This is a genomic window from Mycobacterium sp. IDUB_17 (genome assembly GCF_055419465.1).
This window is the reverse complement of the sequence record NZ_JBVAXS010000003.1, coordinates 231837-253157: the sequence shown is the minus strand read 5'-3', so window position 1 is coordinate 253157 and position 21321 is coordinate 231837. Positions and strand designations below refer to the sequence as shown.

Here is a 21321-nt window from a genome sequence, read left to right as displayed (position 1 = left end):
GGGCTATCCCAGCCAGTCCAACACCGCCGCCGCGGTCCACGATTGCTGCATGCTGCCCAGCGGCTCCCCGGTGAACGGCTCGTAGTACTCGGCGAAAGTCCCGTCGCTGGCCTGACGCAACCCTTCCCGGCGCAGCGTCGAGGCCCGCTCGGCCCAACCGCGCCGGGCGAAGCACCACGAGAACAACCAGGTCATCACCGGCCACACCGGGCCGCGCCAGTACTCACGCGACCGGAAGTCCCGCGACACCGGCGAGGTCGACGGGATCAGCCCATACCGCAGGTCCGGATGCCCGCAGAAACGCGGACCTTCCAGTAGCCGCAGCAGGGCGCGTTCACGATCGTGCGGCAATCCGCCACACAGCAGCGGAGCGAACTGTGCGACCGTCTCGGTGGCCACCCACTTCTTCGCGCGCACGTCGTAATCCCTTGCCGCACCGCTGCGTTCATCGGCGGTCTCGACCACACCGACCCGGAACCGTTCGGCCCAGGAGTAGAGGTCACGGACATCGGCATTGGGGCGTTTGTAATCCTCCCCGATCTCGGCGAGAACCTGGCAGGCCACCGAGAAGATCGCCGAGACGAACACGTCCTCGACCGCGAAGCTCATCACCTTCGGAAGCAGATCATCGTCGTAGCGAACGGATTTCATCTCCTCGAGCAGCCACAGATACCGGTCGTACTCGAGATCGCTGGGCCGCTGCGTGGCGTCGGTGATGATCGCGTTGTCCTCGCGCTGATACTCCGGCACATTGCCGGGAATCACGTTGGCGTAGGCGCTGTCCCAGCGCGGTGAGTTGTCCATGCCGGACTCCCACCCGTGATACAGCGTGATGCGGCCGCGGCCGTCCTGATCGCGCGTCTCCGCCAGCCAGCGATGCCAGCGCACCAGGTCCGCCCACCGCCGGTCCAGGAAGCTCGCCGCCACCGCCCGGGTGGACCGGCCGCGGCTGCGGGCGTGGTCGAGAATGCGCTGCACCGCGATCGCATGCACGGGCGGTTGCGTGATGCCGGAGGTATGCCGGTTCCGCGGGGCGTTGGCCGCCAGGGCCGACGTGGCCCATCGGGCCGGGCCGGGAAAGTAGCCATCGACGCCGTTGGCGAACACGATGTGCGGGATCATCCCGTTGCGCCACTGTGCCGAGAGCAGGGTGTCGAGCTCCACCACCGCGCGCTCGACGCTCAGCGGGGCCAGCCCGATCGAGACGAACGCCGCGTCCCAGCTCCACATGTGCGGATACAGCAACGGCGCGGCAGTGGTCATCACACCCAGGTCGTTGCCGCGCAACAGGTAGGCGGCCCGCGCGGCGAGCTGGGTGGGAGCGAAGCTGGGATCCGGTGGCATCCCTACCATGATGCGACGCCGCGGCCCGCTCCGCAGGTCGGCCCCGTGCCAAACGGCGTCACAGTAACGTTGCAGTCGTGCCGTCTGCATTGATCACCGGAGCCGCTGGCGGCATCGGTTCGGCCATCGCCGCCGCCCTTGCTCCCACCCACACGCTGTTTCTGGCCGGGCGCCCGTCGGCCCGCCTCGACGCGGTCGCCGAACGCCTCGGCGCGCCGACCTGGCCGCTGGACCTGACCGACGCCGATTCAATCGAATCCGCCACCGAGGTGCTCGCCGAACTCGATGTGCTCGTGCACAACGCCGGCGTGCTATACCCGGGCCGGGTCTCGGAGTCCATCGCCGAACAGTGGCGGGCATCCTTCGAGGTCAATGTCACCGGCGCGGTAGCGCTCACGCTGGCCCTGCTGCCCGCGCTGCGGGCCGCCCGCGGACACGTGGTCTTCATCAATTCCGGTGCCGGACAGAAGGTTTCGCCGGGGATGGCGTCCTATTCGGCGAGCAAGTTCGCACTGCGCGCATTCGCCGACTCACTGCGCGCCGACGAACCGTCACTGCGGGTCACCTCGATCTTCCCCGGGCGCACCGACACCGAGATGCAACGCGACCTGGTGGCCTATGAGACCGACGGCGCCGGCGATTACGACCCGGCGAAGTTCCTCAAGCCCGAGACGGTCGCCGGGCTGGTGGCGACGGCTGTCACCACCCCGCCCGACGGTCACGTACACGAAATCGTGGTCCGCCCCGGGTGATTTGTGGAGTTCTGGCCGTGCTGATTACGGCCGAAACTCCACAAATCGCTAGACGACGAGGTTGACCAGCCGGCCGGGCACCACGATCACCTTCTTGGGTGTGGCGCCGTCCAGGAAGGCCTGCACCTTCTCGTCGGCCAGCGCTGCGGCCTCCAGCGCCGCCTTGTCCGCGTCGGCGGCCACCGTGATCTTGCCGCGCACCTTGCCGTTGACCTGTACCGGGAACTCGACGGTGTCGTCCACCAGATACTGCGGATCGGCCACCGGGAACGGTCCGTGCGCCAGTGAGGTGTCGTGGCCCAACCGCTTCCATAACTCCTCGGCCAGGTGCGGTGCCAGCGGGGCGACCATGAGCACCAGCGGTTCGATCGCGGCGCGAGCCGCCACCCCCTCCTTTGTCAGGTGGTTGGTGTACTCGATCAGCTTGGCGGCCGCGGTGTTGTTGCGAAGCGCCGCATAGTCTTCGGTCACCCCGGCAATCGTGCGATGCAGGATCTTCAAGGTGTCGGTGTCGAGTGCCTCGTGGGCGCCGACGCGCTCCGTGCCGGATTCCTCGTCGACCACCACTCGCCACACCCGCTGCAGGAATCGGTACGCACCGACGACGTCCTTGGTCGCCCACGGCCGCGACGCCTCCAGCGGACCCATCGACATCTCGTAGACCCGCAGGGTGTCCGCGCCGTACTCGTCGCAGATCTCGTCGGGTGAGACCGAGTTCTTCAGGCTCTTGCCGATCTTGCCGAACTCCTGGTTGACCTCGATCTCACCATTGGGCCCCGGCCAGAAGAACCTTCCTTCGCGCTCAACGACTTCGGCCGCGGGCACATAGCTGCCGCGGGCGTCGGTGTAGGCGAAGGCCTGGATGTAGCCCTGGTTGACCAGACGGCGGTACGGCTCGCTCGAGCTGACAAAGCCGAGGTCGAACAGCACCTTGTGCCAGAACCGCGAGTACAGCAGGTGCAGCACCGCGTGCTCGACGCCACCGACGTACAGGTCGACACCGCCCGGATCGTTCGGCCCGTGCTCGGCCGGGCGCGGGCCCATCCAGTAGGCCTCGTTCTCCTTGGCGCACAGCTCTTCTGAGTTGTGCGGGTCGGTGTAGCGCAGCTCGTACCAGGAGCTGCCCGCCCACTGCGGCATCACGTTGGTGTCGCGGGTGTAGCTCTGCAGCCCGTCACCGAGATCCAGCTCGACATGCACCCACTCGGTGGCCTTGCCCAGCGGCGGCGACGGTTCGCTGTCGGCGTCGTCGGGGTCGAACGACACCGGCGAATAGTCGGGGATATCCGGAAGTTCCACCGGCAGGGCCGATTCCGGCAGCGCGTGGGCGCGGCCGTCGGCGTCGTAGACGATCGGGAATGGCTCGCCCCAGTACCGCTGCCGGGCGAACAGCCAGTCCCGCAGCTTGTACTCGATCCGGGCCCGGCCGCGGCCGTCGGCCTCGAGGTGTCCGATGACGACGTCCTTGGCCTCGGCCACCGACAACCCGTTCAGGTAGTCGGAGTTGACGATGGTGCCGTCACCGTTGTAGGCCGCCTCGGTGATGTCACCGCCGGCGACCACCTCGATGATGGGCAGGCCGAACTCCGTAGCGAAGTCCCAGTCCCGCTGGTCGCCACCGGGCACCGCCATGATCGCGCCGGTTCCGTAACCGGCCAGCACGTAATCGGCGATGAACACCGGAACCTGCTGCCCGTTGACGGGGTTGGTGGCGTAGGCACCGAGGAACACACCGGTTTTGGTCTTGTTCTCCTGGCGCTCCAGATCGGACTTGGCCGCGATCCCGGCCCGGTAGGCCGCGACGGCCTCGGCCGGCGTCGCCGCACCGAATGTCCACCGCGAATCGGTGCCCTCGGGCCAGGCATCGGCGACCAGTGCATCCACCAGATTGTGCTCCGGAGCCAGCACCAGGTAGGTGGCACCGAACAGCGTGTCCGGGCGGGTGGTGAACACCTCGACATCGCCGGCCGCGGTGCCGAATTCCACCGAGGCACCCGTGGACCGACCGATCCAGTTGCGCTGCATGGCCTTGACCTTGTCGGGCCAGTCCAGCAAATCCAGGTCGTCGAGCAGCCGGTCCGAGTAGGCGGTGATGCGCATCATCCACTGCCGCAGGCGCTTCCGGAACACCGGGAAGTTGCCGCGGTCACTGCGGCCGTCGGCGGTGACTTCCTCATTGGCCAGCACGGTGCCCAGGCCCGGGCACCAGTTCACCATCGAGTCGGCGCGGTACACCAGGCGGTAGCCGTCCACCACATCGGCGCGCTCGGCTGCCGACAGCTCGGCCCACGTCCTGCCGTCATCGAGAGTGCGTGCCCCGGAGTCGAATTCGGCCACCAGCTCGCTGATGGGCCGGGCCTTGCGAGCCGCGTTGTCGAACCAGCCGTTGTAGATCTGCAGAAAGATCCACTGTGTCCACTTGTAGAAGTCGACATCAGTGGTGGCGAAGCTGCGCCGCGCGTCGTGGCCCAGCCCGAGCCGGCCCAACTGCCGGCGGAAGTTGACGATGTTGGCCTCGGTACGGGTGCGCGGGTGCGTCCCGGTCTGCACGGCGTACTGCTCGGCCGGCAGGCCGAACGCATCGAAGCCCAGCGCGTGCAGCACGTTGCGTCCGGTCATCCGGTAGTACCGGGCGTAGACGTCGGTGGCGATGTAGCCCAGCGGGTGCCCGACGTGCAGGCCGTCACCGGACGGGTACGGGAACATGTCCTGGACGAACATCTTGTCGGCGGGCACCGCCGAGCCGTCCTGCGGTGCCAGCGAGCCCACCGGATTGGCCACGTTGAACGTGCCGAGGTCCGACCAGGTCTCCTGCCAGGTGCGCTCGATCTGACCTGCCAGTTCCGCGGTGTAACGGTGCTGCGGGGTGTCCTCTGAATGCCCTGGCTGGGACGTGTTGGCGGGTTCGATCACGCCGTTCAGGGTATAAGGCCACGGTTTGAGCAGCTCACCGCCCGTCTCACCCCTCCGTTGGCCACGGCTTGGTATCGGTTGCGTCGCAGCTCTGTCAGGGGTTGGTTCCAGGTCGATTGAGTTGCTGGTGGCAGGCGGTGCCCCGTGGATAGTCTCGCCCCCTAGAGACGAGGTTGCCTGGTGAGGGCACGGTTTGCGGAGGGAACGAGTGATGATCGAGTTGGCCCGCCGATGGCGGGTGCTGGCAGCGGGAACGGCCGTCGGAGTGGCCGGGGTTGTCGGCCTCGCCGGTCAGACCGCCGCAGCCGAGCCCCTACTTCCGGCACCCAGCGTTCCCGGCCCGGTGACGGTGACCCAGACCGTCACGGTCGCCCCCGCCGCCGCTCCGGCTGCTCCCGCGCAGGCTGCTGCCGCTCCGGCCGCCCCAGCCGCCGCAGGCGTCCCGGGTGCGGCCGTCGCCCCGGGTGCCGCGGCAGTCCCCGCACCTGCGGTCGCGGCGCCGGCTCCGGTGGCCCAGACCATCACCCCGGCTTCGTCAGGCACCTTCGCCGAGTTCTTCAAGAGCAAGGGCGTGCAGATGCAGCCTCAGGTCAGCCACGATTTCAAGGCGCTGAGCATCGTGCTGCCGCTGCCTTCGGGCTGGACCAAAGTGCCGGACCCGAACGTGCCCGACGCCTTCGCGGTGATCGCCGACCGCTCGAGCACCGACCTCTACACCCCCAACGCACAGGTCGTGGTCTACAAGCTCGTCGGCAATTTCGATCCGGTCGAAGCCGCCAGCCACGGCTTCGTCGACACCCAGCAGCTGCAGAGCTGGCGCCCCACCGACATGGCCATGGGCGACTTCAACGGCTTCCCGTCGGCTTTCATCGAAGGTAGCTATCTGTCGGGCAGCCAGATGCTCAACACCTCACGCAGGCACATCCTGGCCACTGCAGGCCCGGACCGTTACCTGGTGTCGTTGTCGGTGAACTCCTCGGCCGCCAACCAGGGTGTTTCCGCGGCTGCCGACGCCGCCGACGCGATCGTGTCCGGCTTCAAGGTCAGCGCCCCGGCCCCGGCCGCTGCGCCGCCGCCAGCTACTCCGGCTGCACCCGCACCGGCTCCGGCGCCGGGTTTGCCCCAGCTCCTGGGCCTGCAGGGCTGAACCACCGGGACCAAACCCGACCTCGCTTTACCGACCGGCGCCTCGTATTGTGTGGCGCATGCTGATCGCCGCGCTGCTGTGCCTGAGCGCCGCCGTCATCGTCGGTGTGTTCGGGCTGTGGTTGTTGACCAGGCCTCGCACCGGTGATCCCGTGCGGTCAGTCTTGAGGGCTGTGGCCCCGACCCAACTGGCTGCCGCGGTGATGCTCGCCGCCGGTGGGGCCGCCGCCCTGGCCGCCGCACCCCACACCGGTCTGATGGTCGTCATGGTGTGCATCATCGGCGCCGTCGCCACAGTGGCCGCCGGCTGCTGGCAGAGTGCCAAGGCCGTCGCGGCAGCGGAGGCCGGTTCGGCTTCCGGTGCGGGATGCGCCGGCTCATGTGCCAGCTGCACGTTGTCTTGTAAGTGACGGAGTGCAGATAGCCGCTAGTTGCGGCTGACGTCGATCGGATGGGTGGCCAGTAGCGACATCGGCAACGGCTGACGGCGCAACACCCGGCCCCACAGGTCGATCCGCGGCTCGATCAGCACATCCGATGGCAGCGCCGAGAGCACGATCCAGTCGTCGCGTTCGATCTCGCCATCCAGTTGACCGATGGTCCAGCCGGAGTACCCGGCGAAAATTCGTACGCCCTCGATGACCGGGGCCAGCGTGTCCGGGTCCGCGTCAAGATCGACCATCACCACCCGGCCCTGCACGTGCCGCAGCCCTGGCACGCCGTCGGCCTGCATGCCGACCCGCAGCGTCGCCAGGCACAACGCCGAGTCCCGCTTGACCGGGCCGCCGATGAACATGGTCTTGGGTTTGGCGGTGAGCTTCGCCCACTGCGGCAGCACGTTGTAGACCGCTGTCTCGCTGGGCCGGTTCAACACCACACCGAGGGTTCCGCCGGCGTTGTGTTCGACGATGTAGATGACGCTGCGCCGGAAGGTCGGCTCCAGCAGATCGGTATTGGCCAGCAGCAGCGTGCCCGGTCGTACCCGGTGCGCCGCAGGCGCGATGAAATCCTCCGGGTCTTCTGACTGCGCCACGGTTACATCATGGCACCGCGATTGCCTCGAGGTGGCGAACAAGCCCGGGCGCGGTCGGATTTCGGCGCAGCTTTGTACTGTTGATCGGGTGGTTCATGCTCACGCGCTCCGTGCCCTCTGGCATTCGTTGCGCGGCATGACCGAATTCCGCCGGCTGTTGGAGTTGCGCGCGGTCAGCCAGTTCGCCGACGGCCTTTTCCAGGCCGGGTTGGCCGGCGCGATCCTGTTCAACCCGGAACGCGAGGCCGAGCCCTGGCAGATCGCCGCCTCGTTCGCGGTGACGTTCCTGCCGTACTCGGTGCTGGGCCCGTTCGCCGGTGCCCTGCTGGACCGCTGGGACCGCCGCCTCGTGCTGATCGGGGCGAACGCAGGCCGGCTGCTCGTGGTGCTGGCAGTGGGCACACTGCTGGCCTTCGGTGTCGGCGACGTACCCATCCTGTGCTGCGCGCTGATCGTCAACGGGTTGACCCGGTTCGTCTCCTCAGGTCTGTCGGCCTCGCTGCCCGACGTGGTGCCGGCCGACCGGGTGATCACGATGAACTCGGTGGCTACCGCCATCGGCGCGTTGGCGGCATTCCTCGGCGCGGTCTTCATGCTGCTGCCGCGCAATCTGTTCGGTGCCTACGACGCCGGCGCCTCGGTGGTGATGTTCATCGTCGCGCTTCCGGTAGCACTGGCGTTGTGGCTGTCGGTGCGCTTCGGTGCGCATGTGCTGGGTCCACACGCGAGCAAGCGCACCATTCACGGCTCGGTGGCGTACGCGGTGGCCACCGGCTGGGTTCACGGTGCCCGCACGGTGTGGGCAGTGCCCACCGTCGCCGGCACCTTGGGCGGGCTCGCCGCACACCGCATGGCGTTCGGGATCAACTCGCTTCTGGTGCTGGTGATCGTCCGGCATACCGACAACCCGGATGTGACCGGACTGGGCCTGGGCAGTGCATTCCTGTTCCTGGCAGCCGGGGGTATCGGCCAGTTCCTGGCCACCGTGGCCGCTCCCGCGGCGATCGGCCGGTTCGGTCGTTACGCGACCGCCAACGGCGCACTGTGCCTCGCCGTGTTGATCCAGCTGGTGGCCATCGGGCTGCATGTGCCCGTGATGCTGGCCTGTGGCTTCCTGCTCGGCGCAGCAGGCCAGCTGGTGAAGCTCTGCGCGGATTCGGCGATGCAGATCGACGTCGACGACGCGTTGCGCGGCCACGTGTTCACCGTGCAGGACGCGCTGTTCTGGATGTCGTTCGTCGCGGCGATCGCGGGCGCGGCCGCGGTGATTCCCGCCGACGGGCGGTCGCCGGCACTGGTGGTCGCCGGCGCCGTGGCCTATCTCGTCGGCCTCGGACTCCACGCCACGCTGGCATCCCCGAAGCGGGTGTGACCCTGCGGTCTAGGCTGGCCGCCATGGTGAGCGCCGAGCCGATCGTGGCCGACCTGTCCGCCGAGAGCGACGAACTCGATGCCCTGGTGGCCGACCTGCCGCCCGAGCGCTGGGCCACCGCCACCCCGGCCCAGGGCTGGACCATCGCCCACCAGATCGCCCACCTGCTGTGGACCGATCGGGTGTCGGTCATCGCGATCACCGACCAAGCCGGTTTCGACGCGGTTCTCGCCGAGGCGATGCAGGACCCGACCGGGTTCGTCGACGCCGCCGCCGAAGAACTCGCGCTGACGCCTCCCGAGCAGCTGCTGGCCGATTGGCGCGGGACCCGCGCGAGATTGCACACCGAGCTGGTGAACGTGGCCGAAGGGCGCAAGCTGCCCTGGTTCGGCCCGCCGATGAGCGCGACGTCCATGGCCACCGCCCGCATGATGGAGACCTGGGCGCACGGCCTCGATGTGGCCGACGCGCTGGGAGTCCACCGGCCCGCCACCGCGCGGCTCCGCTCGATTGCCCACATCGGCGTGCGCACAAGGGATTTCGCGTTCACCGTGCACGGACTGACACCACCCGCCGAGCCGTTCCGGGTCGAGCTGCGCGCTCCCGACGGCACGCTGTGGGAGTGGGGACCGCACGACGCCCAGCAGCGCGTGACGGGTTCGGCCGAAGACTTCTGCATGCTGGTGACCCAGCGCCGGGCGCCCGCCGAACTGGATGTGAGCGCGGTCGGTAACGACGCGGCCAAGTGGCTGACCATCGCGCAGGCCTTCGCCGGGCCGCCGGGCTCCGGCCGGAGCTGAGCACGCGGAGTCAGGAGACCGCGTCGGCGCGGCCGTCCCCATCGGTGTCGGCCAGCTTCAGGTCCCACCGCCCGTCACCGTCGGTGTCGACGTACGCCAAGCCCGGCCCGAGCACCCGGTCGGCCAAACCGTCCCCGTCGACGTCGATCAACCGGTCGTCGGACGCGCCGTCGCCGTCGAAATCGACCAGCGGCCCTCCGGTTTTTTCGACCCCGTCCAACCCGAACCAGCGCACCTGCCCGGAGCGGTCCACCCGCACCGCCCAGGTGCCCGAACCGTCGTCGGAGAAGTAACTTTCGGCCTGCCCGTCGTCATCGACGTCGAGCACCGCTCGCTCGGCGATACCGTCACCGTCGAAATCGGCCATCACATCATCGATACGGCCGTCCCCGTCGAAATCCAGGCCGATGCCGTCGGGGCTGCCGTTGCCGTCCACATCCACATCGGGCACCCCGGTGAAGATGGTCGCGGTCCCGTCGGGGTCACCCAGGCAGTAGTCCATGACTGATCAGACGCACGATCAGCCCCTGGCGTTCCACCATTTCAACAATTCGTCGATGGCCTGCTCGCGGGACAACGGCCCGTGGTCGAGCCGCAACTCCTTCAGATACCGCCATGCCTCACCGATCTGCGGACCCGCCGGGATACCGAGGATCTCCATGATCTCGTTGCCGTCGAGATCCGGCCGGACCCGCTGCAGGTCCTCCTTGGCCGCCAGCTCGGCGATCCGGTTCTCCAGATCGTCATAGTTGGCCTGCAGTCGCGCGGCACGGCGCTTGTTGCGGGTGGTGCAGTCGGCGCGCACCAGCTTGTGCAGCCGGCCGAGCAGCGGGCCGGCATCGGCGACGTAGCGGCGCACCGCCGAGTCGGTCCACTTGCCGGTGCCCTTGTCGTCGGCATAGCCGTGGAACCGCAGATGGAGATACACCAGCTGCGATACGTCGTCGACCATCTGCTTGGAGTATTTGAGCGCCCGCATCCGCTTGCGGGTCATCTTGGCCCCGACCACCTCGTGGTGGTGGAAGCTCACCCCGCCGTCGGACTCGTGCTTGCGGGTGGCGGGCTTGCCGATGTCGTGCAGCAGTGCAGCCCAGCGCAACACCAGGTCCGGACCCTGGTCCTCCAGGTCCACCGCCTGGCGCAGCACCGTCAGCGAATGCCAGTAGACGTCCTTGTGCTGGTGATGTTCGTCGATGGCCATCCGCATCTCGCCGACCTCGGGCAACACCACGTCACCGAGCCCGGTCTGCACCATCAGATCGACACCGGCCACGGGATCCGCGCCCAGCAGCAGCTTGTCCAGTTCGGCGGCAACCCGCTCGACGGTGATGCGCTCCAACTGCGGAGCCATCTCCAGCAGCGCCTCGAGCACCCGCGGCGCCACCCCGAACCCGAGTTGCGACACGAACCGGGCCGCCCGCAGCATCCGCAGCGGATCGTCCCCGAACGACACCTGCGGGGCCGACGGGGTGTCGAGCACCTTGGCCTGGATGGCCGCCAAACCGCCCTGCGGATCATGGAATTCGGCTGGGCCGTCGGCCGTGATGCGTACCGCCATCGCGTTCACGGTGAAGTCGCGGCGGACCAGATCGTCTCCGAGGTTGTCGCCGAACTCGACAGTCGGATTTCGCGACACCTGGTCATAGCTGTCCGCCCGGAACGTGGTGATCTCCAGCCGGTGCTCACCCTTGCCGACTCCGATGGTGCCGAAGTCGATCCCGGTATCCCACAGCGCGTCAGCCCACGGGCGCAGGAGCTTCAACATCTGCTCGGGGCGGGCGTCGGTGGTGAAATCGAGATCGCTGTGCTCGGTCAGCCGGCCCAGCAGGGCGTCGCGCACACTGCCGCCGACGAGATACAACTCGTGACCCGCCGCGGCGAACACCGCACCGAGCCCGCGCAGTACCTCGGCGCGGTGGTTCAGCGAGACCAGTGCGCCTGCCAACAATTCGGCATCAGTAACAACAGCGTCGGACACGTTCGATGAGCCTAATGCTCGCAGTGTGGTCACAACCGGCGAGTGGGGCAGGAGGCCAACCCCGTGGCAGCTACTATCGCTTGGGTGTCGGACGGCGAACAGGCCAAACCACGACGGCGCCGCAGCCGGCGTCGTGGCCGTCGTCGTGCACAAAGGGCGGCGGGGCCCCCGGCCGGTGATCAGGGCAATGACGCCGCCGGCCCCAGCGAGGCGACCGCCAGTTCCCCGAATCCCGCACCCACCCCGCGTGACCAGTCCAAGCAGCACAAATCGCGGCCGCGCCGGCCACCGGAGCGGCTGCGCACCGTGCACGAGACGTCGGCCGGAGGTCTGGTCATCGACGGAATCGACGGCCCCAAGGACACCCAGGTGGCAGCGTTGATCGGCCGGGTCGATCGCCGCGGCCGGATGCTGTGGTCGCTGCCCAAGGGGCACATCGAACTCGGCGAGACGGCCGAGCAGACCGCGATCCGCGAGGTCGCCGAAGAAACCGGTATCCGCGGTGACGTGCTGGCCGCGCTCGGCAGCATCGACTACTGGTTCGTCACCGAAGGCCGCCGGGTGCACAAGACCGTGCACCATTACCTCCTGCGCTTTCAGGGCGGGGAACTGTCCGACGACGACGTCGAGGTGACCGAGGTCGCCTGGGTCCCGCTGCGGGATCTGCCCTCCCGGTTGGCCTACGCCGACGAGCGCAAGCTCGCCGAAGTGGCCGGGGAACTCATCGACAAGCTGCACACCGACGGTCCCGGTTCCTTGCCGCCGCTGCCCCGCAGCGCGCCCCGGCGCCGTCCCCAGACCCATTCACATGCCCGCAATCACCGCCGCGACGACCCTGCGCAACCCCAGCCCCGCCGGCGCACGAACGGATGCGGACAGGGACCGTGACCGCCGCCCCGGCGGTGCGCCGAGGGGTCTCCCTCCTGGCGCACACAGTGGTGCTTGTGGCGGTGGTGTTGTTGTTCTCGGTGTGGTCCACCGCCGCGCTCCCCGTACTCCTGCCCCGTGCGGGCGCAAGCGAACCCGGTGCCCTGCCGTTCCTGCAGATCCGGATCGACCGCGTCACCCCCAACGTCGTCACCACCACCAGTGAATCGGTGCTGACGGTCAGCGGGGCCGTGCTCAACGTCGGCGACCGGCCGGTACGCGACGTGGACATCCGGATGGAGCACGCCAAGGCCGTGACCTCGTCGAGCCAGCTGCGCACCGACCTCACCGGAGACGGTGACCGGTTCGAGCCCGTGGCCGACTTCGTCACGTTGGCACCGGAGTTGCAGCGCGGCCAGTCGGTGGGATTCACGCTGGCCTACCCCCTGCGCGCCGAAGGCGCCGGATCGCTGCACATCACCGAACCCGGCGTCTACCCCGTACTGATCAACGTCAACGGCACGCCCGATTACGGGGCCCCGGCCAAACTCGACGATGCCCGCTTCCTGCTGCCCGTCCTCGGCGTACCGTCCGACCGGCAAGCAGACAACAGCACCGACTCGATGTCAGCCGCGGACACCCTCAATTCGGTGGTACCGCCGGACACGTCGCAGCCGGTACGGATGACCATGCTCTGGCCGTTGGCCGACCGGCCGCGGCTGGCCCCGGGCGCCCCCGGTGGAACGACGCCCGTACGCCTGGTCGACGACAGCCTCGCCGCCTCGCTGGCCCCGGGCGGACGGCTCGACACACTGCTGTCGGCAGCCGACTTCGCCACCGGGCCGACCGTCGACTCCGGCGGCCAGATGCGAGCCACCATGTGCCTTGCCGTCGACCCCGATCTGTTGGTCACGGTCAACGCGATGACGGGCGGCTACGTCGTCAACGACGGGCCCGACGCCGGGCCCAGGACCCCGACTCGCCCCGGTACCGGCCAGGAGGCCGCCATCGGCTGGCTGAATCGACTGCGCGCCCTGGCCGCACGGCTCTGCGTGGCGCCCACCAACTACGCGCAAGCCGATCTGACCGCACTGCAGCGGGTCGGCGATCCGGGCTTGAGCGCGATCGCCACCAATGGTGCCGGCGACATCGTCGACCAGATTCTGGGCGTCGCCTCGATCCGCGGGGCCAGCATCCTGGGCGACGGCCCCCTCACCCGCCCGGCCCTGGACCTGCTGGCCGCCCAGGGCCAGACGGTCGCCATCTCGGCCGCTCACATCGCCGCCCAAGACTCGGAAACCGGCGCTCCCGAGACCGCCGACGTCGCGCCGCTGCGGTACCGGCCAGAGGTCGTGGCCGCCGGATTCGACCCGGCCGTCGGTGCCGCGCTGGCCGGTGCGGGCACCGACCCGGTGGCGCCGTCCTACCTGGACCCGTCACTGGAGATCCCGGTACGCCACGACTCGCAGACCGCACGCCGCCAGGATGCGCTGGGTGCTCTGCTGTGGCGCGGGCTCACGCCCACCGAGGAACCCAGGACCCAGATCCTGATGCCACCGCTGGTGTGGTCCCTCGACGCCGACGACGCGCAGGCCATCCTGACGTCGGTGGCCACCACGATCCACGCCGGGCTGGCCGTGCCGCGCCCGCTGCCCGCCGTGATCGCCGAGAGCAACGCCGTACCACCCGAGCCCGTGGCGCCCCCGCCGCCGGACTCCCTCGGCAACCCGCGCAGCAGCATCGACGAGAACATCAACAGCGGCATCGCGGCGGTGATCAGCCGGCTGTGGGGGCTGACCGCCGCGCTGACCACCGACGAGCGCACCGGGCTGACCGGCATGCAGTACACCGCGCCGCTGCGGGAGGACATGCTGCGGGCGCTCAGCCAGTCCGTGCCGCCGGAGGCCCGTGAGGGGCTGGCCGAGCAGCGATTGCAGACGGTCAGCCGCAGCGTCAACGACATGTTCGGCGCGGTGACGATCGTCAACCCGGGTGGGGCGTACACGCTGGCCACCGAACGCAGCCCGCTCCCGCTGGCGTTGCGCAACGACCTGCCGGTGCCGGTACGGGTCCGGCTGCACGTCGATACGCCGCCCGGCATGACCGTCACCGACATGGGCGAGATCGAACTGCCGCCCGGCTACCTGCCGCTGCGGGTACCGATCGAGGTGCACTTCACCCAGCGGGTGGCCGTCGACGTCAGCCTGCAGACCGCCGACGGTCTGACCCTCGGCGAGCCGGTGCGGTTGTCGGTGCATTCCAACGCCTACGGCAAGGTGCTGTTCTTCATCACGCTGTCGGCCGGGGCGGTGCTCGTGGCGCTCGCCGGTCGCCGGTTGTGGCACCGCTTCCGCGGCCAGCCCGACCGCGCGGACCTCATCCCGCCGGGCGAACACCCTGACCCGCTCGACGTCGCGATGGCGTTCAACAATGACACCGGCAGCGGAGACGCTGTCGAGGCCGCCCCGAAGGCGGCCGCCGAACACAGTCCGGATCGACCCAGATGACCTCCCCCGACCCCAACACGGCCCGGCCACCCGGCCCGCCGAGGATTCCGCACGCGACCGGCCCGGCCCGGCCGGCCGGACGCGCGGAGCTGTCCGACTCCGCGGTCGTGTCACGGTCATGGGGCATGGCGTTCGCCACGCTGATCTCGCGCATCACCGGGTTCCTCCGGTTCGTTCTGCTGATGGCCCTGCTCGGCGGACCGCTGACGAGCTCGTTCTCGGTGGCCAACCAGCTGCCCAACATGGTCGCCGCGCTGGTGCTCGAAGCCACGTTCACCGCGATCTTCGTGCCGGTGCTGGCCCGGGCCGAGCGCGACGACCCCGACGGCGGCACCGCATTCATCCGCCGGCTGGTGACGCTGGCCACCACCCTGCTGCTGGTCACCACCGTGCTCTCGGTGCTGTGCGCCCCGCTGCTGGTCCGGCTGATGCTCGGCAGCGATCCGCAGGTGAACGATCCGCTGACCGTCGCGTTCGCCTACCTGCTGCTGCCGCAGGTGCTGTTCTACGGGCTGACCTCGGTGTTCGGCGCGATCCTCAACACCCGCAACGTATTCGGCCCCCCGGCCTGGGCCCCCGTTCTCAACAACGTGGTGGCGATCGTGACACTGGGCGTCTTCGTCCTGGTGCCCGGTGAGTTGTCGAGCGATCCGGTCGAGCTGGGCACGGCCAAGCTGGTGGTCCTGGGCGTCGGCACCACATTGGGTGTGGTGGTCCAGGCTGCGGTCCTGTTCGTGGCGATCCGCGCCGAGCGGGTCAGCCTGCGGCCGCTGTGGGGTATCGACGCCCGGCTGAAGAAGTTCGGCACCATGGCTGCCGCGATGGTGCTCTACGTGCTGGTCAGCCAGATCGGCCTGATCGTCGGCAACCAGATCGCCAGTTCGGCCTCCGCCTCCGGCCCGGCCATCTACAACTACACCTGGCTGGTGCTGCAGCTGCCGTTCGGCATGATCGGCGTCACGGTGCTGACCGTGGTGATGCCGCGCCTGAGCCGCAACGCGGCGGCCGACGACGTCCCCGCCGTCCTCGACGATCTTTCCCTGGCCACCCGTCTGACCATGGTGACGCTGATCCCGATCGTGGCGATGATGACCGTCGGCGGGCCGGCGATCGGCAGCGCACTGTTCGCGTACGGCAACTTCAGCGCCGCCGACGCCGGGTACCTCGGGATGGCGATCACGCTCTCGGCCTTCACCCTGATCCCCTACGCGCTGGTGCTGCTGCAGTTGCGGGTGTTCTACGCACGGGAGCAGCCGTGGACACCGATCCTGATCATCGTCGTGATCACGATCGTCAAGATCATCGGCTCGATCGCCGCACCCCACCTGACCGACAACCCCAACATGGTGGCCGGCTACCTGGGCCTGGCTAACGGCCTTGGTTTCGCGGCCGGGGCGGTGGTCGGCCATCTGCTGCTGAAAGCCAACCTCCGACCGCGTGGCGGACGGCTGCTGCGCGACGCTGTCATCCGCACGATCCTGGTGACCATCGCGGCCTCGTTGATCGCAAGCCTGGTGGCCCACGCGGCCGACCGGCTGCTGGGGTTGGACGCACTGACCGCGCGTGCCGGTGCCGGGGGTTCGCTGCTGCGCCTGGTTGTCCTCGGCGTGATCATGGTCCCGATCATTGCCGGCGTGATGCTCGCGGCCCGGGTGCCCGAGGCCCAGTCGGCGCTGGCCATGGTCCGCCGCCGACTCGGGCGTGGGCGTATCGCGCCGCTGCCGGAGGCCGGAAAGGTAGCCGCGCAAACAATTGCGCCGCCCGTCGGGCCTCATCCGCCCATGCCCGTCACGTACCCTGATCAGAGGAATTCTGCTCCCACTGGGTGGCCGTCAAGCCCGGCAGCCGCCGGAGGCGGGAGTCCGGCAGGTGTTGCCGGGGCGGGGATGTGGAAAGGATCACCGGTGACCGACGAATCTGCGGACGGCCCGGCACTGGACTCCACGTCGAGTTCCGGCATGACAACCGATACGACGAAGTTGCCGCGTCCGGCCGCCGACGAGTTCCAACCGGACGTGGCCCCTGCCGGTCCGGAAGCCACCACACCGGCCGAGGGCGCCGCTTCCGACGACGCGGCCGCGGGTCGGTCGAACGGGGCGACGCGCCCACTCACCGACTACGGCGGCGATCCGACCCGTGAGCCGATCTCGTTCGCCTCTCCCAACGATGCCGCACTGGAATCGTCCGAAGAAGATGTGCACCTCATTCCGGGGGCGACGATCGCCGAGGGCCGCTACCGGCTGCTCGTGTTCCACGGCGGCCCACCGCACCTGCAGTTCTGGCAGGCGCTGGATACCGCACTGGACCGTCAGGTGGCGCTGACCTTCGTCGACCCGGACGCCACCATGTCCGACGCGCAGGTGCAGGAGATCCTTTCGCGCACCCTCAAACTCAGCCGCATCGACGTTCCCGGTATCGCGCGCGTGCTCGATGTGGCCCACAGCGGATCAGGCGGCCTGATCGTCTCTGAGTGGATTCGCGGCGGCTCGCTGGCGGAGGTGGCCGATACCTCGCCGTCCCCGATCGGTGGGGCGCGGGCCATCCAGTCGCTGGCCGCTGCCGCCGAGGCCGCCCATCGTGCCGGGGTTGCGCTGTCGATCGATCACCCGGGCCGGGTGCGGGTCAGCATCGAAGGCGATGTGGCGCTTGCCTTCCCGGCCACCATGCCCGACGCCACACCTGACGACGACATCCGGGGTATCGGTGCGGCTCTCTACGCGCTGCTGGTGAATCGGTGGCCGCTGCCGGAGTCCGGGTCGCGCAGCGGCTTGGAGCCTGCCGCCCTGGACCAGGCCGGGCAGCCGGTCGAGCCGCGCGCAGTCGACCGCGACATCCCGTTCCAGATCTCGGCTGCAGCCGCTCGCGCCGTCCAGCCTGGTGGTGGGATCCGGAGTGCTCCAACCCTTTTGAATCTGCTGCAACAGGCCACCGCCATCGCGGATCGGACCGAGCTGTTGGGGTCGGTCGAGGAGACCCCGGCTCCGGCCGCCCCCGTCCGGGTGCACGACACGCCCGAGGAACACGAAGCCGCCGAAGCGCGGCGCCGCAAGGGCCTGATCATCGGGATCAGCGTCGGCGCCGGCATCATCCTGGTGGCGCTGCTGGTGATGGCCTCGGTGCTCAACAGCATCTTCGGCGACGTCGGCGGTGGTCTCAACCGGGATGAGCTCGGCCTGAACGCGCCGTCGAGTAGCGACGGAACCCAGGACACTTCCTCGGCCGCCACCGGAAGCACGGTGAAACCCGTTCGGGCCACGGTGTTCTCGCCTGAGGGTGAAGCCGATTCACCGGCTACCGCCGGACAGGCCATCGACGGCAACACCGGCACAGCGTGGTCCACCGACACCTATTCGGATCCCTCCCCGTTCCCCGGGTTCAAGAACGGTGTCGGCCTGATGCTGCAGTTGCCGCAGCCGACCGTCGTCGGCTCGGTCACCCTCAACGTGACGAGCACCGGCACCTCGGTGCAGATCCGCTCGGCCCAGTCCGCCACCCCGTCGTCACTGTCGGACACCACCGAGCTGACCCCGGCTACCCCGCTGAAGCCCGGCTCCAACACCATCTCGGTGAACAAGGCGTCGTCGACCTCATACGTCCTGGTGTGGATCTCGACGCTGGGCACCGTGGACGGCAAGAGCCGCACCGACATCTCCGAAGTCACCATCAAAGCGGCGTCCTGAACCGTCATCCCCAGCCGAGTTGGGGCGTTGACCAGGAGTTATCGCGCGCGGAGCAAACAAGTGTCCAGGCCGCTGCCCGACAGCGTTTAGGTTCAGCGTGTGAGAAGGTTCGGGGGAGCCGGCACGCCGGCCACGGAGGAGCTGCGGGGGCATGACACCGTCACGCGTTCTGATGCCGAACTGCTGGCCGCCCACGTCGCCGGGGACCGATACGCGTTCGAGGAGCTGGTCCACCGACACCACCGGCAGTTGCGCCGCTTGGCATTTCTGACCAGCCGCCACCACGAAGACGCCGACGACGCCGTGCAGGACGCCCTGCTTTCGGCGCATCGGACGGCCGCGTCGTTCCGCCATGACTCGGCGGTCAGCAGCTGGCTGTATCGGATCGTGGTCAACGCCTGCCTGGACCGGGTGCGCCGGTCGCGTACCCAGCCGACGGTGTCCCAGTACGAGTTCGGTCATCTGCTTCACCTGCACGACCCGGCCGGTGACCCGGCACCGCGGGTGGCCACCGCCATCGTGGTGGAGCGGGCGCTCATGCAGCTGCCGGTCGAGCAGCGTGCCGCGGTGGTGGCGGTCGACATGCAGGGTTATTCGGTGGCCGAGACGGCGCAGTTGCTCGGGGTGGCCGAGGGCACCGTGAAGAGCCGCTGCGCCCGCGCCAGACACAAGCTGGCCCGCCTGCTCCAGTATTTTGAAGCCGATGAACGGCAGCACGCCCCGAGTGCCGTCGGACGGCCCGATTCCTGCTGAGCTCCTGGCTGATCTGCAGGCCGGCCTGCTCGACGACGCCACCGCCGCGGACATCCGCCGGCGTGTGCGCACCGACCCGCTGGCCGGCCCCGAGGCCAGGAGCACCCTGGCCGCCCTCGATCGGGTGCGCCGCGATCTCCGGGAGCTGGGTGCGGATTCACAATCCGCTCCCCCGGTGCCCGCCGAGGTCAGTGCCCGGTTGTCCGAGGCGCTGCGGGCCGAACCGGCCCCAGCGAAACCGTCCACGAAACGCTGGAAGTCGATCGCAGCTGTGGCCGGCGCCGGGGCGGCCATAGCGGCCGCCGTGCTCGGCGGCGTCGTACTGGTGCGCCCGGCAGGTCAGGCACCCTCGACGAGGGTCAGCCTCGGCCAGATCACGGTCTCACCGCCACGCGGCGAGGTCGGGCTGTCCGAATCCCAGATCCTGGGCCTGCTGTCGGAACCACCTGACCTGGGGCCCCTGACCGACGCGAAGCGCCGCACCGCCTGCCTCACCGCACTGGGGTACCCCTCCGGTGTCCGGATTCTGGGCGCCAAGCCGCTCGAGGTGGCCGGTCAACACGGTGTGCTGGTCGTGGTACCCCCGAAAACGCCCGACCCACCCGACGCCGTCGTCGCCGTGGTGCTCGCCGCGGACTGCGATACCGGTCACGCCGGGTCACTGGCCCAGACCGTGATCAAACGCCCGGTGAAACATCCGTAGTCTGTCCTACAACTCACCTGGGAACACATCGGGCCTAGGCTGACGTTGCAACCCGTGCCGAGTACGGCAGAAAGGCTTACATGTCCACCTCAGCGACGGTTCACGACGTCATCATCATCGGTTCCGGCCCCGCCGGATACACCGCAGCCATCTACGCTGCCCGCGCCCAGCTCAAGCCGCTGGTGTTCGAGGGCACGCAATTCGGCGGCGCGTTGATGACCACCACCGAGGTCGAGAACTACCCGGGATTCCGCGAAGGCATCACCGGCCCCGAGCTGATGGACGAGATGCGGGAGCAGGCCCTGCGCTTCGGTGCGGATCTGCGCATGGAGGACGTCGACGCGGTCGACCTCACCGGCCCGGTGAAGTCCGTCACCGTCGGCGATGAAACCCACCAGGCCCGGTCGGTGATCCTGGCCATGGGCGCCGCTGCGCGCCACCTGGGTGTGCCCGGCGAGGAAGCGCTGACCGGCATGGGCGTGAGCACCTGCGCCACCTGCGACGGCTTCTTCTTCCGTGATGAGGACATCATCGTGGTCGGCGGCGGTGACTCGGCGATGGAGGAAGCGACATTCCTCACCCGATTCGCCCGCTCGGTGACCCTGATCCACCGCCGCGAGGAGTTCCGCGCCTCCAAGATCATGCTGGAGCGGGCCCGCGCCAACGAGAAGATCACCTTCCTGACCAACACCGAGATCACCCAGATCGAGGGCGATCCGAAGGTCACCGGCGTGCGGCTGCGTGACACCGTCACCGGCGAGGAATCCAAGCTCGAGGTCACCGGCGTGTTCGTGGCGATCGGTCACGATCCCCGCTCGGAACTGGTGCGCGGCCAGATCGATCTCGACGACGAGGGCTACGTGGAGGTCCTCGGCCGTACCACCGCCACCACGCTCGACGGCGTGTTCGCCGCGGGCGACCTTGTCGACCACACCTACCGCCAGGCCATCACCGCTGCGGGCAGCGGCTGTTCGGCGGCGATCGACACCGAGCGCTGGCTCGCCGATAACGACTGACCACCAACAGATTTCGACCCGACAGGAGATCTCCATGAGTGCTGACAGCGCAACCGTAACGGTCACCGACGATTCGTTCTCGACCGATGTCCTGACCAGCAGCACACCGGTGCTGGTGGATTTCTGGGCCACCTGGTGCGGGCCGTGCAAGATGGTGGCCCCGGTGCTCGAGGAGATCGCCGGGGAGAAGGCCGGCGAGTTGCGGGTCGCCAAGATCGACGTCGACGCCAATCCGGCCACCGCCCGCGACTTCCAGGTGGTGTCGATCCCGACGCTGATCCTTTTCAAGGACGGCCAGCCGGTCAAGCGCATCGTGGGGGCCAAAGGCAAGGCCGCGCTCCTGCGCGAGCTTGCCGACGCACTCTGAGTTCACTGACACCACACACACCCCGGATACGCCTGGCGTTTTCCGGTATGTGGCCGAAATCTGAGATAATGCTGGCTAGCTAGCCCGGCA

Annotated in this window: 17 protein-coding genes; 12 read left to right on the top strand and 5 right to left on the bottom strand. The window is 68.8% G+C overall.

What is annotated here, in order from left to right; translation table 11 throughout:
* Positions 1 to 3: 3 nt before the first annotated feature.
* Positions 4 to 1344: a glucosylglycerate hydrolase gene (ggh, locus tag ACZYZ7_RS14180; RefSeq protein WP_135459664.1), complete on the bottom strand. Its 1341-nt coding sequence runs from the start codon at positions 1342 to 1344 to the stop codon at positions 4 to 6.
* 77 nt (positions 1345 to 1421) lie between these two features.
* On the opposite strand from ggh, the gene ACZYZ7_RS14175 reads away from it, so the two are divergent.
* Positions 1422 to 2096: an SDR family oxidoreductase gene (locus tag ACZYZ7_RS14175; RefSeq protein ID WP_135459665.1), complete on the top strand. Its 675-nt coding sequence runs from the start codon at positions 1422 to 1424 to the stop codon at positions 2094 to 2096.
* Positions 2097 to 2144: 48 nt separating this feature from the next.
* On the opposite strand, the gene leuS is transcribed toward ACZYZ7_RS14175, so the two are convergent.
* The gene (gene leuS / locus ACZYZ7_RS14170) at positions 2145 to 5009 is read right to left on the bottom strand and encodes a leucine--tRNA ligase (protein WP_463741184.1); all 2865 of its coding nucleotides are present in this window, start codon (positions 5007 to 5009) and stop codon (positions 2145 to 2147) included.
* Positions 5010 to 5220: 211 nt separating this feature from the next.
* Here leuS and ACZYZ7_RS14165 point away from each other — a divergent pair, with 211 nt between their 5' ends.
* Positions 5221 to 6156 (top strand): LpqN/LpqT family lipoprotein, encoded by a 936-nt coding sequence (locus tag ACZYZ7_RS14165; RefSeq protein ID WP_463741183.1) that lies wholly within the window; start codon positions 5221 to 5223, stop codon positions 6154 to 6156.
* A 58-nt stretch (positions 6157 to 6214) separates the two neighbouring features.
* Complete coding sequence (locus ACZYZ7_RS14160; protein WP_044514280.1) at positions 6215 to 6565, top strand: hypothetical protein; 351 nt, start codon at positions 6215 to 6217, stop codon at positions 6563 to 6565.
* 17 nt (positions 6566 to 6582) lie between these two features.
* On the opposite strand, the gene ACZYZ7_RS14155 is transcribed toward ACZYZ7_RS14160, so the two are convergent.
* Positions 6583 to 7188, bottom strand: a complete 606-nt coding sequence (locus ACZYZ7_RS14155; RefSeq protein WP_135459667.1) for a YqgE/AlgH family protein — start codon at positions 7186 to 7188, stop codon at positions 6583 to 6585.
* A gap of 88 nt (positions 7189 to 7276) precedes the next feature.
* Between ACZYZ7_RS14155 and ACZYZ7_RS14150 the strand changes: the two genes are divergently transcribed.
* Positions 7277 to 8560, top strand: a complete 1284-nt coding sequence (locus ACZYZ7_RS14150) for an MFS transporter (protein WP_463741182.1) — start codon at positions 7277 to 7279, stop codon at positions 8558 to 8560.
* A gap of 23 nt (positions 8561 to 8583) precedes the next feature.
* The gene (locus tag ACZYZ7_RS14145) at positions 8584 to 9360 is read left to right on the top strand and encodes a TIGR03084 family metal-binding protein (RefSeq protein WP_463741181.1); all 777 of its coding nucleotides are present in this window, start codon (positions 8584 to 8586) and stop codon (positions 9358 to 9360) included.
* Positions 9361 to 9370: 10 nt separating this feature from the next.
* On the opposite strand, the gene ACZYZ7_RS14140 is transcribed toward ACZYZ7_RS14145, so the two are convergent.
* The gene (locus ACZYZ7_RS14140) at positions 9371 to 9862 is read right to left on the bottom strand and encodes a pullulanase (RefSeq protein ID WP_463741180.1); all 492 of its coding nucleotides are present in this window, start codon (positions 9860 to 9862) and stop codon (positions 9371 to 9373) included.
* 18 nt (positions 9863 to 9880) lie between these two features.
* Positions 9881 to 11338, bottom strand: coding sequence for a CCA tRNA nucleotidyltransferase (locus ACZYZ7_RS14135; RefSeq protein WP_463741179.1), 1458 nt, complete (start codon positions 11336 to 11338; stop codon positions 9881 to 9883).
* Between the two features lie 84 nt (positions 11339 to 11422).
* Here ACZYZ7_RS14135 and ACZYZ7_RS14130 point away from each other — a divergent pair, with 84 nt between their 5' ends.
* From ACZYZ7_RS14130 to trxA, 7 genes are all read left to right on the top strand, one after another.
* The gene (locus ACZYZ7_RS14130; RefSeq protein WP_463741178.1) at positions 11423 to 12226 is read left to right on the top strand and encodes an NUDIX hydrolase; all 804 of its coding nucleotides are present in this window, start codon (positions 11423 to 11425) and stop codon (positions 12224 to 12226) included.
* Positions 12223 to 14712: a DUF6049 family protein gene (locus ACZYZ7_RS14125; protein ID WP_463741177.1), complete on the top strand. Its 2490-nt coding sequence runs from the start codon at positions 12223 to 12225 to the stop codon at positions 14710 to 14712. The genes ACZYZ7_RS14130 and ACZYZ7_RS14125 overlap by 4 nt, the downstream gene beginning before the upstream one ends.
* Positions 14709 to 18392, top strand: coding sequence for a murein biosynthesis integral membrane protein MurJ (murJ, locus tag ACZYZ7_RS14120; RefSeq protein WP_463741176.1), 3684 nt, complete (start codon positions 14709 to 14711; stop codon positions 18390 to 18392). Before ACZYZ7_RS14125 ends, murJ begins: the two co-directional genes overlap by 4 nt.
* A 141-nt stretch (positions 18393 to 18533) precedes the next feature.
* A complete protein-coding gene (gene sigM, locus ACZYZ7_RS14115) occupies positions 18534 to 19145 on the top strand; it encodes an RNA polymerase sigma factor SigM (protein ID WP_463741413.1) in 612 nt (203 codons plus the stop codon).
* Positions 19096 to 19848: an anti-sigma factor gene (locus ACZYZ7_RS14110; RefSeq protein WP_167858055.1), complete on the top strand. Its 753-nt coding sequence runs from the start codon at positions 19096 to 19098 to the stop codon at positions 19846 to 19848. Before sigM ends, ACZYZ7_RS14110 begins: the two co-directional genes overlap by 50 nt.
* Before the next feature lie 80 nt (positions 19849 to 19928).
* The gene (gene trxB / locus ACZYZ7_RS14105; protein WP_450070972.1) at positions 19929 to 20864 is read left to right on the top strand and encodes a thioredoxin-disulfide reductase; all 936 of its coding nucleotides are present in this window, start codon (positions 19929 to 19931) and stop codon (positions 20862 to 20864) included.
* Positions 20865 to 20898: 34 nt separating this feature from the next.
* Positions 20899 to 21231 carry a thioredoxin gene (gene trxA, locus ACZYZ7_RS14100; protein WP_077739698.1) on the top strand — a complete coding sequence of 111 codons (333 nt, stop codon included), beginning with the start codon at positions 20899 to 20901 and terminating at the stop codon, positions 21229 to 21231.
* Positions 21232 to 21321 lie beyond the last annotated feature (90 nt).

Coding starts and splice junctions, on each gene's coding strand:
- ggh (WP_135459664.1), bottom strand. CDS start 1,344: ATGCCACCGGATCCCAGCTTCGCTCCCACCCAGCTCGCCGCGCGGGCC.
- ACZYZ7_RS14165 (WP_463741183.1), top strand. CDS start 5,221: ATGATCGAGTTGGCCCGCCGATGGCGGGTGCTGGCAGCGGGAACGGCC.
- ACZYZ7_RS14160 (WP_044514280.1), top strand. CDS start 6,215: ATGCTGATCGCCGCGCTGCTGTGCCTGAGCGCCGCCGTCATCGTCGGT.
- ACZYZ7_RS14145 (WP_463741181.1), top strand. CDS start 8,584: ATGGTGAGCGCCGAGCCGATCGTGGCCGACCTGTCCGCCGAGAGCGAC.
- ACZYZ7_RS14140 (WP_463741180.1), bottom strand. CDS start 9,862: ATGGACTACTGCCTGGGTGACCCCGACGGGACCGCGACCATCTTCACC.
- murJ (WP_463741176.1), top strand. CDS start 14,709: ATGACCTCCCCCGACCCCAACACGGCCCGGCCACCCGGCCCGCCGAGG.
- ACZYZ7_RS14110 (WP_167858055.1), top strand. CDS start 19,096: ATGAACGGCAGCACGCCCCGAGTGCCGTCGGACGGCCCGATTCCTGCT.
- trxB (WP_450070972.1), top strand. CDS start 19,929: ATGTCCACCTCAGCGACGGTTCACGACGTCATCATCATCGGTTCCGGC.
- trxA (WP_077739698.1), top strand. CDS start 20,899: ATGAGTGCTGACAGCGCAACCGTAACGGTCACCGACGATTCGTTCTCG.